This is a genomic window from Paenibacillus xylanilyticus, from assembly GCF_009664365.1.
Taxonomy (GTDB): Bacteria; Bacillota; Bacilli; order Paenibacillales; family Paenibacillaceae; genus Paenibacillus; species Paenibacillus xylanilyticus_A.
Genome location: NZ_CP044310.1, coordinates 810,533 through 825,495, shown reverse-complemented (window position 1 = coordinate 825,495; position 14,963 = coordinate 810,533). Strand labels below are relative to the sequence as shown.

The following is a 14,963-nucleotide window of genomic DNA, read 5'->3' as shown; positions in this document are numbered from 1 at the left end:
AAAAAGTACAGCATTTCATAATCTCTATCCTCCAATTTGTCTCGGAAACGCAAAAAGACCGCAACATCCCCTTATGAAAGGAGAACTGCGGTGCTTCTGACAAACCCGAACATTATATGATTTTAGAAATAGTATAGTTTAGATCTGATTAAGGTACAAGTATTTCTTTTATCTACAAATGCAGTCTAAAAAGAAAGTATCATGAATACAATGTCCATTTCATTTTCATAGGCTTGACCACCATAGAGTGTTACAAACGAAATGTCAGTAGGATTGAACTTTTCCGCCTCAGCATGAAGTTTAATTGTTAAATCTTCGATTATTCTACTAAAGTCATTTTTATAACCAATCATTAGCTTGTTTAATGACGTATAATTGGGGGTATCAGAAGCAATAAATCGATACTTTTCTGAACGATGCTTTCGAGGACAGTTGACTGCAAGAATTGCATGAAAGTCAACGATGCCTGCGTGCCCCCTTCTGGCATCACACATTTTCTTAATGTCAGAAGCTAATCCCCCACCATTTTTGTACTTCCATATACTATCACTTGCTTCGTATCCTAAAATAAACGGAGAATATGCATTTTTGATTTCTATTAATGTGTGAGGAATGTATTGATGGTTGTGATACCCTTGCTCAACCGATTTCTCTTTTAATATTGCCACATCAAATGATGGATTTCCATCACATTGCCCCCACTTCTTTGCCTTCCATTCTGGGGTCACTATATAGTTATAGTGCTGAATATCTTGTTGAATTAGGTAGGATAACTTATCCCTAAATAAAAATTCATTCTTTTTTCTAAATAATAGTATTGCTAATTCATCTCTTTGGAAATTAGCCTCAAATTTCATTATCTTATTAACAATAAAGCCGTGGTCAAATCTTAAATTAATCTCTGATTGGGAATAACCTATTCCATCAGTTATCTCCATAAGAAAATTCCCTCCATGTAAAGTGAAGTCTCCATATTATCTTTATTTGCATCTTTAATCATGGTCCCAACTTCTTTTAATATCCTGCTGTCACCCCTCATGATAAGGATTCATGCATATTATCCGCTGAAGCAAAATTGACGTAATGGAGTGCAGACTTGTAACAGTCCAGCAACTACATTTCTCACTTTCTATATTTTTCGTCCGACATTCAGAAATGATTAATTACGTATTGATTTGCATAATCATCTAATTCCTGAAAAGTTCTTATATCTCTATTTTCTAATAGCTTAGTGTATTTTGAATTGACATATCTAAAAAAACTCTGTTTAGATGCTGTATAAATCGCTTTTAGGGAACCATTCTGAACATCGTCAAGGATACAATCATCAACATTTTTTAAGAATTTTAATGCCTCGTAGCGTTCAACCTTTCTTCCGTTTAAAAAGGTGAGAATGTATAGGATATCCCCACTCGTGATACGCTCTGTACGGTTTAATTTGGGTTTCTCCAACTTTTCATCTGTTTCCTTTGCAATGACCCCATCATCAGATATAATATCCTCCAATCGCTCCATGTGTTTCCAAGAATTAATAAGTAGCAAGGATTGTATTAAATCAGCATTTTTATCAAAAGATTCTTTAAGTTTCATATCCACGTTTTCTGGATGCATCAATTGAAGATATACCTTCAACTTAATCATTTCATGTACTACATCCATTGGGTCGTCGTTTCCTTGCGGTGAGTAAATCATAAACTCGTCCTTATACGAAACAACTCCTAAGCCGACTTCCGCCGCTAAATCATAATCGATACCACCCTTAATCCTATAAAACTTAACATTGCCTCTGACTACATTTTGAGTTGGAGCTACCCACATCAAATCCTTTTCTTTACCCTGTTCTTTAATAACATTCTTGGCTTGATCCAAAAAACCAGTGCTACTTTTGAATATTTTATTGCTTGTGCTCCCAAGAAAGCCACCCAATGAAAATGTATCAAATTCGTTGTCCATCACTATCATTGATACAATCTCGAAATCGATATCTTTCACCAAACCAGATGCATCAATAATGGAATCCATATATTGTGCCAATAGACCCGTTTCATTCTTCCTATAGTAACTTAATTCTCTCATACAAAGCTCTCCATTCTATGTAATACCTGACGTTATGAACGAATTATATATCCACATTTATGGTTTGTACAGGCATGTATCAGTGGTTTCTTTTCACACGCTTTTTTTATGTTTTTTTAACGAATTGGTGAACAAAACCCACTTCCAACGTGATATCAAAAAGACAAAGGACCCGCCTCAGCGAGTCCTCAGCCATGTGAAATTCGGGCATCTCAACCTCCCATCGTCACTCCCTTGGCTTCTGCTTTTCTCACATCTTTAAAACCGTATCTTTTTTATTCCCATTTCCACCGCCTCTTTTACTTGTTTTGCAAAGCGAATATTGTCGGGACCGTTTGAAAATCGCTCACCGCAGATACATTTTGATAGTGCTTCTCTCAGCATTTAATCGGGCACATCCCTAACAATCAAAGATTTACGTAATACTCATTTGATATACATCGAATAGATGTCCAAGACGCATTCCAGTCCAAAATGCGCCTCTTCTGCTTCTGGGCTTCTTTCGCTTTTTAGCGAAGAAATTGTCGTCGACGACTTTACACCTTTTCTCGTTGTTAGTAAGTAGTCCTCAGCAAAATTAAATGTCTGATTGATCTGCACAATATAAGCATTGTATTCCGATTTATCTATATTTTCCCCGCCCTGAAGCATTAGTTGATTAATAGCTCTCCTGGGTATATTCGTTAATTCTGAAAAGGTTAACCTTGAGTAACCCTTTTGCCGCATAAATGCTAATAGGCACTCTTTAACGGTTTGCTGATGATCATAATAATTAACCATAGACATCGCTCCTCTCCTTATAATCAGTATCCCGTTTCTTCCTACTTTCATGTTTCTTCAACCTTTAAGCCAGATATGGATAAGTAAGAAGCTATAATTGTCGTCGTCTTGACTTGTCTGCGAATAAATCCTCTCGGCTCAATCATGAATTGTTCCAACTCATCTTCACTTAACGGACATCCTATCTTATATTTCTCCATCTACTGTGCAATTCTGCGTATGCTGTATTGCGGCAGCGCTTCGGTCTTGGGACCGCATATATACCATCATCGAAATCATCGTCAAAATTATCTTCCTTTTTTTCCATTAGTCTCTCCACCTTTCTCTTTGGAAAGAGAATTTAGGAATGCATTATATCGCTGTTGTTCTTTATCTATAGTTGCTTTAGCGTACACAGCAAATCCTTCTGCATCTTGATTATCGAGAAAATGAAAATACTCTTGCTTGTGCTCTTTTATAATAACAAGGGGCAAAATTTGATTTTGCAAAAACTGATGCATCATAATTAATCTACCCGTTCGTCCATTCCCATATGGATGAATTCGTTCAAATTCAATATGACTGGAACAGATTGAGAAAATAATATCATCAGGTAATTTCACTTGTTTAATTTGGTTGTTTAGCTCTTGAACCCATTGATACATAAGGGACGTTATTTCTTTTGGAGAGGCAGTAGAGAATTTCTCTCCTACAAATGCATTATGCTCTGATTTGAATTGCCCTTGTTCATGGTGAAGTCTATCCATTAGAATCGAATGAATGTCTTGGATTAATGATATCGTAAGTTCTTGATCGATATTATCAAAAATGAACTTAAAAGCTAACCGATGATTTTCTATTTCGTAAAATTCACGAACTGAAATTTTGCCAGGAATCACTCGATAAAGTAGGATGGAAATAGCTTCACTTAGTGTGATATTGTTACTTTCTAATGTACATGAATGATGAGTCATACGTACTAAAAGATCATCCAAATATTCTTTTGGAAGATGCATCGTTTATGCCCCCGCTCCTAAAAGACTTGAGGATTGCCAGAGCCATCACATTCTTTTCCTCATTTCACATTAAGATACGATCTTTACAGACTCGCTTTGTATGACAATACTCAAGGAATTTGATTACGTCAAATAAAATCTCGATGTCGTTACATTTGTAACTATATGAATATAATCTGAGCTCCATCTTGCTTTTTCTTCAAAATGGTAATATACATGATCTAACGATCACACAGAGGAGTGAAGTTAGTTTGGAGATGTTGACCGACCTTGAAGTCTTAACAAAGAAGTTTGGCCCTGCCATTAAATTAGTGGAGGACACAGACGGAAGTAGAGAGCGGAGTTCGGAGGGGATTCAGCGGGCAACTATTACTTTTATCGACGATACCAAGCTTTGTATCACCGAGAAGCTCAACGTGGGCTACAGCTATGATTGGATTTCGAAAGATGGGAAGTTATTGTTTCATCATGACAATGAGGATAAAACGCCAAACTTTAATCATAGGGATTTACACTCAATAGTAAGGGGGATAGTCACATTTCATCTCTTGTTATGAGTGTAGTTAGTATTATAAGGGGATTTGTGGATAGAATAAGCCGAACGAATTCAGGCGCAAATGCTTGAAACCCGTTCAGCTGTAAATTAGTCCGTTTATTAAAGTAATGGACAACTAATCAACAACAAAAAATCAGCCTATATCAGGTCGCTTTCATAAATTCGAAAAATCCCAAGACTGTTCGGAAGTTTGATCAGTTCTCCAGTGTAATTTTGTTTTATTGTGAGCACTTCAATTTTCACTTCTGCTTGGGGAATAACCCGTGCATTTTCCAGTCCTTGGAGGTTTGAGGCTCGTTATTTTAGTTAGGGATAGTTATTCGGGAAATGGACGTGAATTATCTGTTTGAAAATGTAGCATATTTCCCCGCAAATCGGGACTCACTTAAAAAGTTATCCAAATTGTAGATTTCTGTATAAAAGACTTCGTCTTTTATAACATCGTAATAGTAGACGTAATTTTCGTAAAGCTTTCCATTAATTAGTTCTGGAAAATCTTTTATTTGATCGTTATTATAACTGATGCAATGTTTTGACATAATAGTATCCATTACAGCTTTTGTTTCTTCATACTGTTTCTCTGAATTATCTGAGACTTTCATCTTTCTTCTGATTAGCTTTTTCATCTTTTCCAATGCCATGTCCTCATCAGTTGCATAATAGTGTATCCATGGGATCAACAAATTAGATTCATGATTGATAGCCATAGCATAAAAGTTATTACTGTAAATGTATGGGTTCTCAGGTTCTGAAGTTACACTTGCAATACTTATATTCCAATTTTGATCTTCATTGAAGAACTGCTTTCTAAATGAGTAGTGGTAAAAATAGCTATTGACTGGTCTTGTTAAACTTCTTTCTATTGTCATTATACAACTCACCTTTCTTATACTATTATCAATTTATCATTTAACATTGCACAAAATCCAATTAAAGTTTCATTGATATCCCTATTAGATTTACTTAATTCACTAAATACGTTTAAATAGATAGGTTTATCCGAAAAATTCTTCACAATGAATTACTTCATTGAATCACACATTCACACCTAATTCCCTGAAAATTTCCGAAAAGACATGTTTTCAGTATAAATTAGCATTTAATCGTACAACGTCATTTATTAACACCAAAAAGATCTTCCGTCAAAAAATCCATCTCTTCTTCCCAAAATTCAATTGCCCTTATTTTTATCATTTCATCAGAATCCCTTAAAAGTGTCCATGACATATCTGAGTTTGCTGAGTCTTCTTTTTCCTTGAGGAACGCAAACAGATCCCGTTCATCGGTCTCAATTATTTGCTCCAATGTTACTGAACCGAGTGTATGATACCTTTTTCCTTCTGGTAGAGGAAAACCCTCACTCTCACAATATTGGGTAATTGCTAATCTCATATTATCTGTAGAAATAAAATAGAACTCTTCCAATGTGACAACAAGATAAAATATACGATTAATTTCATTTGGTATTTTCGAATGTGTAATCAAGCCTTCTCTTATATGCCTTTCCTTTTTAATACATTGCACAATTGCGACACCATAAGCCTTATGTAATTCGTCCATATATGTAGCAACATCTGTATCTTTCAACTGTATTTTTGGGGAAGTCGCTTTTATCTCGACAAGAATCAAATCATGATCTTTGACGAGTATAAAATCTGGTGAATCATGTCTATTTCCACTAATAAAATATTCAAATTCACGAATTATATCGTACCCAGATTTCCAAGAGAGGACATGGTTTATATATTCTTCAAAAGCATATTTACCAAAATTCGATCTAAAGCTCCTTCCAAATTTATAACACATCATATGATAAAAACCTGACGTAATTGCTTGAAATAACAATTGTGGTACAGGAAGAAAGACATTGTCATTATCATCATCAATTAGCACGGGTTTCATAGTATATGGATTATAGTTATACACTCTCATTCGTTCATCTTTCGATTTTAATTCAGTGTACTTATTTATAGCAGTCTCACGATCCATTACTAATTTACTCATTAACTGTAATACCTTTTCTTGTGTAAAGACTCTCCCTTTTCCAATTTCTCTTACTATTTGCTCTCTCGTTAATGGAGCTCCATACGTATTTTTTGATAACATAAATAATGCTGTAATAAAACTAACAAACTCATTAAATGTGCCACCAAACTCTTGTAAAAATAAGTCCCTGACACTAAATGTATCACAATGATAGTTAAATAAATAATTGTAACGATACAAATGAATTAGCGGATGCCATTGATATGAAAATTGCTGAAATGCAGTTCTTATGATAAATAAGTCTAATAAATAGTTATCTTCGTTATCACGTTTATGTATTATTGGGGGACAGTACCTTTTAAGTGTATTAATAATATCTCTAAATTCCTTTGAACTTATTTCTTTTTTCAATGAACCATCCCATTCCCCCTTTACTGTAGATACACTTGAGATATAATCCAACTCAAATAGATGAATGTGCGACCTTAATTCGTTGAAATATGATTCATGGACTGGATTCGAAAAAGTTGAGTAAATAAAGTTTTTTTCCTCTAATCTGGCATCGATCATATGTGAGAGTTTACGACATAACTCAAGTTTTGCTTTTAAAGAAAATCTTCTTAACTTGGTATCAAGCTGTCGAAGCACATCTAAATTTACATTTAGTACATCATGTTCCGTCATCAGCACATCTCCTTAACAGGGAAGTTTTATCCAGCATTATTATCTCCCATTCATGCGGCTTACTACCAATACGAAGATTATTTCTTGCTTTGCATGATACTTGAAAACAGTATTAAAACTAATGCTTATTTCTTCCTTGATATGAAAGTTCCACAAAAGTTGAATAAGTTGATAATTAGGTATAACATCCTCGTTGTCCTTCACCATTTAGATCTTCTTGGACAAACTTCTGAAAAGGTATGTTTTTAGAAGTTCTATTTCCTTTTCCCCATCCCCAAAGCAAGCAGACTCGTTACAGTCAAAAAGCACCTTTGGTTATTCTTTGATTACTATAAAATGTACGTACAAATGGCATAAACCACAACAAAAAAACCTTAGCTTTGATATAAATCGAATCTCCCCTCCCCCTATCGACTGAATATATCAGAATCCGAGAAAAAACAAGTGTGCAGCGACTGTAACGTCTTCTTTCCCAGCCCCTCTCTATTCCCTTCTTTTGTCCAAAGAAAAATGAGAAAATAAACTTTTCTCCTTTTTTCGTCCCTACTATGTTCAGTATGAATAAACTCCTGCTAAAAAACAGCCCTCAAACCCGCATTCCACCGTTGCCCTCATAAATAAAGTCATGCTAAAAAACCGTATTTTTCTCCACTTTTGACTCAACTTTTTGTATCACAACTTTATTATAATCTGAATAATGTCGTGACAACAGTGCAAGGGAAAGGCAAGGGAAAAAGATAGGGATTAGGGACAGTTCAAGGACTACTGCAAGCAGGAAACAAAGCCAGGTAATGAGCTGATTATAGATGCGGAGAGAGATCTGGGAAGCATTTAAAGCGGGAGAAAAAGAGCGAGGAGAAGCCTGAGAAATGCAGGTCTGATGCGGCATTGCAGTTATTTTATATGCAGGAAGAAGAGCCTGAAGAAAGGATTAGATGGCATCTGAGGCTTCGTAGAAAGCGAGCCTGGGGAAAAGAAAAGCCAAGCGATGATCAGGGGAAGATCCTGATTTCCGCTCGGCTTCGTCGTTACAATTATAGGACGGTTGGAGACATAAATGGATGCCCACACCTCTATCCCCCAACGATTTATCACGTCTTTATTCGATTTTTAGCACGAGTTTATTACGAATAGCACGGGTATATTATGGAGTTACACCACTCTTCACCAACATCGCCACCGACTCCACATGCACCGTATGCGGGAACATGTCCACCGGCGTTACCTCAACCGTCCGGTAACCGCCATCCTCCAGCACACGCAGATCACGTGCCAAGGTGCTTGGATTACAGCTCACGTACACCACACGCTCCGGCTTCATCTCCAGGATTGTATCCAGCAAACGTGGATCGCAGCCTTTACGCGGCGGATCGACAACGATAACGTCTGCTTCGATGCCTTGCTCTTTCCAGCGCGGGATGACATCTTCCGATGCACCAACCTCGAACTTCACGTTCTTCATCTCGTTCAGCAGCGCATTGCTGCGAGCGTCATCGATGGCTTCAGGCACGATCTCTACCCCATACACCTGATCCGCATGCTGCGCGAGGAAAAGAGAGATTGTACCGATGCCGCAGTAGGCATCAATAACCGTCTCTTTGCCGCTCAGCCCAGCGTATTCTACTGTCTTCCCGTACAGCACTTCTGTCTGTACTGGGTTGACCTGATAGAACGAACGTGGAGAGATGGCAAACTGCACATCCCCGATATAATCGTAGATCACGTCACGGCCCCACAGGACGCGGGTTTCATCGCCGAAGATGACATTGGTTTGTTTCTTGTTCACGTTCTGGCAGATGCTCGCCACATGCGGGATCGCTTCACGAATACTGCCGATCCATTCATCCTTATGCGGGATATCCCGGCCATTGGTAACCAGAACAAGCATCATCTCACCTGTGCGGAATGCCTTCTTCACGACCACATGACGCAGCAGGCCGCGGCCTGTCTCTTCGTTGTATGCGCTGATTCCCAGATGGCTGCCGATCTCCTTCACCTTCGCTACCACTTCGTCGTTATGCTCATGCTGAATAAGGCAGGTCTCCATGTCGATGATCCGATGGCTTCCTTTGGCATAAAATCCACCCACCAAGCCACCTTCGGTCACGCCAATAGGCACCTGTGCCTTGTTGCGGTAACGCCACGGCTCGTTCATACCCATGGTAGGCAGCACACGAATACCTTGCTCAGCAGCTTCTTCGTTCATGACACCTTCCAGCCGAAGACGAATACGATTACTGCCATTCCCTTGTTCTTCTGTAATAGCTGGTTCAGCTGCCTGATCCACATTCTCTTCAGACAGTCTATTCCGGTTCGCTTCATCACCCTGAGCGCCTGCATCCTCCACCATCACGTTCAGCTTCCCGATCCGCTGCAAATTATCCACTACGAGCTGGCGCTTCCACGCAAGCTGTCCGGCGTAGCTCATATGCTGGATCTGGCAGCCGCCGCACTGATCATAGATCGGGCACGGAGCAGATACGCGATCCGGACTCGCCTTCACGATCTCCAGCAGCTTGGCGTAGCCGTACTGCTTCTTGGTCTTCATCACGCGTACGCGGACGGTTTCACCCGGGAGCGCACCTTGTACGAAGAGCGTGTAACCATTCGCACGGCCTACACCCTCACCATCATGGTTCATGCCAATGATGTCGATGACGGTCTCTTCGTTTTTGCTGACCGGAAGTCCTTCGATCGGCGCGGATTCACGTGCACGTCCCTTCGGACGAACGGCAGAAAGAGATGCGCCTTGTGGCCGCACCTCTTTCCCTTGCTGACGTGATGATGGACGAGATGATTTACCTGGCTGACGGGATGCCATCGCATTCCCTTGCCCCTGAGAGGCAGCCGAATTCCGGCGGTTTTTTCCACGACCGCTGCGGTTCGTATTAGACAACGTACATTCACTTCTTTCTTCTTATATATCACCCCACGCATGGGGAGTTCATTCCACTTCATCTTTTCAATTTCACCCTGAGATTATACGTGATCCCCACGCAGACGGCAACTGGAAAAACGCACTGCCACCCGTACCATCACCTATTCTCTTAACGATACAACAGCAGGTGATGCTGGAGGTTCTGGAACGTTGCAGGCAATGTGCCGCCAAGCTCCCCATCCAGGTTCAGCTGTACGTATCCCGGCGAAGTCACTTCCATATAATCCGTCTGGAAATGAAGTACTTTCTTATCGTTCAGATGTTCCCCACGCAGCGCGAGTGTAACGAGGCGGATCATGTCGGCCAGATTACATTTGCGTACACCGATCACATCGAACATTCCATCGTCTATCGTCGCCCCTGGTGCAAGCTTCTCGAAGCCCCCGACAGAATTCGTGTTGGCGATCAGGAACAGCATGAATTCGTCATGAATCTCTTCCTGGCCTGCCGCGCGGATAATCAGCTCCTGCGGAGACAGGCTGGCCATCTTCTCGATACCCTTCATATAATAGGCAAGCTGTCCGATCATCGTTTTCAGACGGCTTGGCACCTCATATGTCAATTCGGTCAACGAGCCGCCGCCTGCGATATTAATGAAGTATTTATCATTTGCCTTACCCAGATCGAGCGGACGGGTCTGCTGGTTAATGACCAGATCCACATAATCCTCCCACTGTCTCGGAATCCCGAGCGCACGCGCAAAATCATTCGTTGTTCCCAAAGGGAATACACCCAGTGGCGGACGATTCTCCCGCTCAGCCATGCCGTTGATGACTTCGTACAGTGTACCATCGCCGCCAGCGGCAATAATCATGTCATAACCACGCTCAATTGCGAGCTCCGCTTCACGGGTTGCATCTCCCTCGCCCGTTGTTGCGTGTACTGAAGCTTCGATGCCACCTTGATCCAAACGCTGCAGCACATCAGCCAGACGTTTCTTCATTTCTTCCCGGCCTGAGGTCGGATTATATATTAAGCGAGCCTTTTTCATCTCATACGCCACCTATTCCACATTATCCATGAGTCTGAACGACCTCATTCTCTTTCACTTGCGAGCGTCCACAACCGGGGAACCTTTTACATGATCACCCACGTCAGTTAATCCTGCCCGAATCTTCATCCATACCTATATCTATGCATAAGGAATTCCATCTCATTCCAGAGCCTTTATATTCTATCATATCATCAAATGTGAAGATGTCCTAGCCTGTAACGTATTTACGCCATCCGGCAAGCAGGTTCCCTCTCATTTTACACATTCAGCGATTTTCTCTTCAACTGTATTTAACCCATTTCATAGACACCCATTCTGCCCGTCTGACAAGAATTTAACCTTTATCTCCTTCAAAAAGCACAAAGAAACGGCTCCGAATCACGAAGCCGCATCCACGTTACCTTATATTTTACATTCATCATCCGTTTAGAAGCCGATTCGTCTGCCTGCACGAAGCTGTTTGTACCAGAAATATACGGTGCAGCCCACACAATAACCGAGCAGGGCAGCACCCGCTGCAAGCAGGAGCATTCCGGAGAACAGATAACCGGCTACCTGCCAGCTCAAGGAGAATGAGATGAGAGCCAGAGACAGGAACACAACCGCCAGAATATTATTGAAGCGCTGCAGCTCTACTGCCTGGGTTTCCGTACCTTTTCCCTTAAGTACAGCCTTCCCGATCTGGACAAATAGATTCAGCTTCCCGCCAGAGACGAGCCCGACCACCTGAATGATCCACAACGCACCCAAGATAAGCGGCTGATTGAACCCAAACGACAGGAGTACAAACAGCACGATCCCGACCTGATTCGCTTTGACATAACGCATAGGCACTTCCCGCATCCTCATATCTCCTTATCCCCATTTTATTAGTTGGTTTTATTGTAATCGGGATCGAAGTTTTGAGCAACAGAAAGATGATTTTACCATGTGCATATCTTATTATAGGATGGTAAAATCCCTTCGGAGTGCATCCCAATGGGGTGTAGGTACATTCGTGACGCTTTTCCAATCGGTAAATGCCCGGTCCATTGCCTCTATTTCGCCATAAGAACCTGCAACTAGTTTATGCACCGGAAGCATGCTGTAGATCTTCAGCAAAAGGTACAGCAGCCGCTTATGCTTGCGGATCAGCTTCGCCTGTGCTCGGGGAATCATGTCGATGCCCATCGCCTCCAGTACAGCAATTCCCTCATCCAAGGCGCCGATCATGTGCAGGAGCTGCTCTCGCTTTCCCTCCAGCTTCTGCAACTCTCGCTCTTCATTGAAGCTTACGGCATTCAGCATCAGAATCGGGATGAGGTGACTCTTCAGCCAAGCGTCGATATCCTCAATCACATCCAGCTTATACTTTGCTTTTGCAAAGGCCTGATTCAGCAGAGGTTGAAAAGGAATCTTACCGTCCAGTGCGCCAATCACCATCAATCCCTTTGCTCCGCCTATGGACATCATCCGATCCCGGTGACGCTTCCCTCCGCTAACGTGAAAACCAAACGCGACTTGCTTATCCACTAGGCTGTTGTCTTCGAGATAGGTCTGCATGCTTCGCGCATCTGCATTGTTCCCTACAATCACGATGTTGGTGCTCCGGTTATTCGCGAGAATAGGTAACACCGAAGGAAAATCATTATATTTCATGACCACGAAAATGAGATCGTAAACATCTTCCGCTTTTAATTCTCTTGTTACCCGAACTGGATCAACCGTTTTTCTAAACTGAAATACATGCCGAATGACTACGCCATCCCTATCCAACTCCTCCGCCCGTTTCCCTCTGGCGAGAACCGTAACGTCATTTCCTCCACGTACCAGAACGTGGGCCAGCTGACTGCCTAACACACCTGCACCATAGACCAATATTTTCATTTGATTCCCCTCAGTTTCGTTATGATGAATAATCGTTGCTTTATGAACAGTTGTTGATAAAATAAGAGTATCAAAGCCGCTTTCGGGCTTCAATCGCTAAAAAACCCGCTTTCGTTGATTATTCAACGAAATACTCCTTTTTGTTGAAAAGCGTAAACAATTCATAGAGAGAAATACAGAAAACGAAGAAGCATGTAGAGGAGGCGCCATGGACAGACGCGTACTTAAAACCACAAAGGCCATCATGGAGGCTTTTGTTGGATTGCTGGATGAGAAGGATTTCGAGCAAATGACAATCAATGATATCGCAGATCGCGCCAATGTTAACCGTGGAACGATCTATCTGCACTATACAGACAAGTATGATCTGCTGGACCGCTGTATCGAGACGTACCTGCAGCAATTGGTGGACAGCTGCATGATCGATCATTATCCAACGCCAATGACGGCAAAAGACGCGCTGCTGCGAACCTTCCGTTATCTCGAGGAACATGCATCCATCTATACCACTCTCCTTACGAAAAAAGGAATTCCCGCCTTCCGGAGCAAACTCATGACGATTATGATTCAGGGCGTAGAGGAACAGATGGATGCATGCGGCGTTCAGGGAGGCATGAGCAAAGAGATCACTATACAGTTCCTCGCTTCTGCTGCCGTAGGTCTGATAGAATGGTGGATTATGAATGCCATGCCTTATTCTGCAGAGGATATGGTCGATCAAATAATTGCATTATTGGAGCTTCATCTGAGCCTGCCTGCACTCGTGGTTCAAGGATAAGCTCCACCTCAAGCAACACCAGCCGCAATAAGAAAACCACGTCCGAAGGACGTGGTTTTCTTGTCTATAATTTTAAAGTGCTCGTCCCCTTCTTACGAAAGGGCCTTACCCTCATTACATTTGTCCAGTAAAAGTTGAATTTGACGCTCCAGCCAGTTCCCCAGAAGCGGATGCGGCAGCAGCGTCTCACCGCTGTACGCATAGTCCAGTTCCTTCAGCCTGCCTGGAATGACGTTCATAGTAAAATAGCCGGCACTCAAAAACAGCGGCGCCACAATAACGCGGGTTCCCTGCTCCTGGCTCCAGTATTTCGCCTTGTCATATACACTCTCCGGATTGAGGAGTGCATAATCCGTATGGGCAACGCCACTGACATCCTGTACCCGCTGTGCGAGTGAGGAGATGCCTGTCTCCCAGCGCTGACGGAATCCATCGTGAATGCTCCCGTGCCCAACCAGTAGAATCGTCTCCTGCTTCGGCTCCCGGGACAGCGATTTCACCTTATCCCACACCATCACGGCAATATCCGGGTCGTTATCCACAGGATAACCGAAATGTACCCTTGCAGTTACCTGAAAGGGTTCCAGATCCGTTTCCCGTTCCGGTGCTTCCTTCGCGCCGATCGCATATTCAATTTCATCCACATGAGTGCTGCCAGATGAAACGAATAGCGGTACGACCAATATATCGGTTACGCTCTGTGCTTCCAGTCGGTTGATACCGTCCTGGATCAGGCGTCCTTCCACAAGTTCAAGAAATGAAGCTTCAACAGGCAGATCGTCAGGCAGATTAAGCCGGGAGACCGCGTCATCGACGGATTCTACCCAGGTCTGCTCCTGAGAACCGTGACTAATGATCAGTACACCCGGTTTCTTCATCTTAGCGACCCAGACGTTCTAATGTCATTTTATAACCATCATTGCCATAGTTCAGGCAGCGCTTCACGCGGGAGATCGTAGCTGTACTAGCTCCTGTCTCTGCTTCGATCTGATTATACGTGTTGCCTTTACCAAGCATACGAGCAACTTCCAGCCGCTGGGACATGGATTGAATCTCGTTTACCGTGCAGAGGTCATCAAAAAACACGTAGCACTCTTCAATATCTTTCAGAGTGAGAATGGCCTCAAATAGTTGTTCAATACTTTTATCATTTAGCTTTTTCAGCTGCATTTCATCATCATCCCCTAGCGGTTACTGTGTACCTTCATTGTACTCACACTGAGTTGGTATTTCAAGCGTTAACGATTTCACGCACTACAGAATAAAAATACATGTTACCGCTTCCATTAGGTACTATTGTCCTCCACACG

The 14,963-nt window shown here is 42.0% G+C and carries 14 protein-coding genes; 2 read left to right on the top strand and 12 right to left on the bottom strand.

Going from position 1 to position 14,963, the window contains the following annotated elements; genetic code table 11:
- Positions 1 to 185: 185 nt before the first annotated feature.
- From F4V51_RS03820 to F4V51_RS03805, 4 genes are all read right to left on the bottom strand, one after another.
- Positions 186 to 938, bottom strand: a complete 753-nt coding sequence (locus F4V51_RS03820) for a hypothetical protein (RefSeq protein ID WP_153976912.1) — start codon at positions 936 to 938, stop codon at positions 186 to 188.
- A gap of 211 nt (positions 939 to 1,149) precedes the next feature.
- Positions 1,150 to 2,076, bottom strand: a complete 927-nt coding sequence (locus F4V51_RS03815; RefSeq protein ID WP_153976911.1) for a hypothetical protein — start codon at positions 2,074 to 2,076, stop codon at positions 1,150 to 1,152.
- A 426-nt stretch (positions 2,077 to 2,502) separates the two neighbouring features.
- Complete coding sequence (locus tag F4V51_RS03810) at positions 2,503 to 2,862, bottom strand: hypothetical protein (RefSeq protein ID WP_153976910.1); 360 nt, start codon at positions 2,860 to 2,862, stop codon at positions 2,503 to 2,505.
- Between the two features lie 281 nt (positions 2,863 to 3,143).
- Complete coding sequence (locus tag F4V51_RS03805) at positions 3,144 to 3,851, bottom strand: Fic family protein (RefSeq protein ID WP_153976909.1); 708 nt, start codon at positions 3,849 to 3,851, stop codon at positions 3,144 to 3,146.
- Between the two features lie 257 nt (positions 3,852 to 4,108).
- Between F4V51_RS03805 and F4V51_RS03800 the strand changes: the two genes are divergently transcribed.
- Entirely contained in the window at positions 4,109 to 4,408 is a 300-nt protein-coding gene (locus F4V51_RS03800) for a toxin-antitoxin system TumE family protein (protein ID WP_153980547.1), read from the top strand.
- A gap of 337 nt (positions 4,409 to 4,745) precedes the next feature.
- Here F4V51_RS03800 and F4V51_RS03795 read toward each other — a convergent pair whose 3' ends face one another.
- The 6 genes from F4V51_RS03795 to F4V51_RS03770 all read right to left on the bottom strand — a co-directional run bounded on the left by F4V51_RS03795 (position 4,746) and on the right by F4V51_RS03770 (position 12,875).
- Complete coding sequence (locus tag F4V51_RS03795; RefSeq protein ID WP_153976908.1) at positions 4,746 to 5,276, bottom strand: hypothetical protein; 531 nt, start codon at positions 5,274 to 5,276, stop codon at positions 4,746 to 4,748.
- 244 nt (positions 5,277 to 5,520) lie between these two features.
- A complete protein-coding gene (locus tag F4V51_RS03790) occupies positions 5,521 to 7,077 on the bottom strand; it encodes a hypothetical protein (protein WP_153976907.1) in 1,557 nt (518 codons plus the stop codon).
- Positions 7,078 to 8,221: 1,144 nt separating this feature from the next.
- Positions 8,222 to 9,973, bottom strand: coding sequence for a 23S rRNA (uracil(1939)-C(5))-methyltransferase RlmD (rlmD, locus tag F4V51_RS03785; protein WP_153976906.1), 1,752 nt, complete (start codon positions 9,971 to 9,973; stop codon positions 8,222 to 8,224).
- A 151-nt stretch (positions 9,974 to 10,124) separates the two neighbouring features.
- Positions 10,125 to 11,006, bottom strand: coding sequence for a diacylglycerol kinase (locus tag F4V51_RS03780; protein WP_095288492.1), 882 nt, complete (start codon positions 11,004 to 11,006; stop codon positions 10,125 to 10,127).
- A gap of 429 nt (positions 11,007 to 11,435) precedes the next feature.
- Complete coding sequence (locus F4V51_RS03775; RefSeq protein WP_153976905.1) at positions 11,436 to 11,852, bottom strand: DUF4395 domain-containing protein; 417 nt, start codon at positions 11,850 to 11,852, stop codon at positions 11,436 to 11,438.
- 99 nt (positions 11,853 to 11,951) lie between these two features.
- Positions 11,952 to 12,875 carry a ketopantoate reductase family protein gene (locus F4V51_RS03770; RefSeq protein WP_153976904.1) on the bottom strand — a complete coding sequence of 308 codons (924 nt, stop codon included), beginning with the start codon at positions 12,873 to 12,875 and terminating at the stop codon, positions 11,952 to 11,954.
- Between the two features lie 208 nt (positions 12,876 to 13,083).
- On the opposite strand from F4V51_RS03770, the gene F4V51_RS03765 reads away from it, so the two are divergent.
- The gene (locus tag F4V51_RS03765) at positions 13,084 to 13,653 is read left to right on the top strand and encodes a TetR/AcrR family transcriptional regulator (RefSeq protein WP_153976903.1); all 570 of its coding nucleotides are present in this window, start codon (positions 13,084 to 13,086) and stop codon (positions 13,651 to 13,653) included.
- Positions 13,654 to 13,745: 92 nt separating this feature from the next.
- On the opposite strand, the gene F4V51_RS03760 is transcribed toward F4V51_RS03765, so the two are convergent.
- Together F4V51_RS03760 and F4V51_RS03755 are read right to left on the bottom strand one after the other, a co-directional pair.
- A complete protein-coding gene (locus F4V51_RS03760) occupies positions 13,746 to 14,531 on the bottom strand; it encodes a sirohydrochlorin chelatase (RefSeq protein ID WP_110755543.1) in 786 nt (261 codons plus the stop codon).
- A 1-nt stretch (position 14,532) separates the two neighbouring features.
- Positions 14,533 to 14,823 (bottom strand): YerC/YecD family TrpR-related protein, encoded by a 291-nt coding sequence (locus F4V51_RS03755; protein ID WP_017690665.1) that lies wholly within the window; start codon positions 14,821 to 14,823, stop codon positions 14,533 to 14,535.
- Between the last annotated feature and the right edge of the window lie 140 nt (positions 14,824 to 14,963).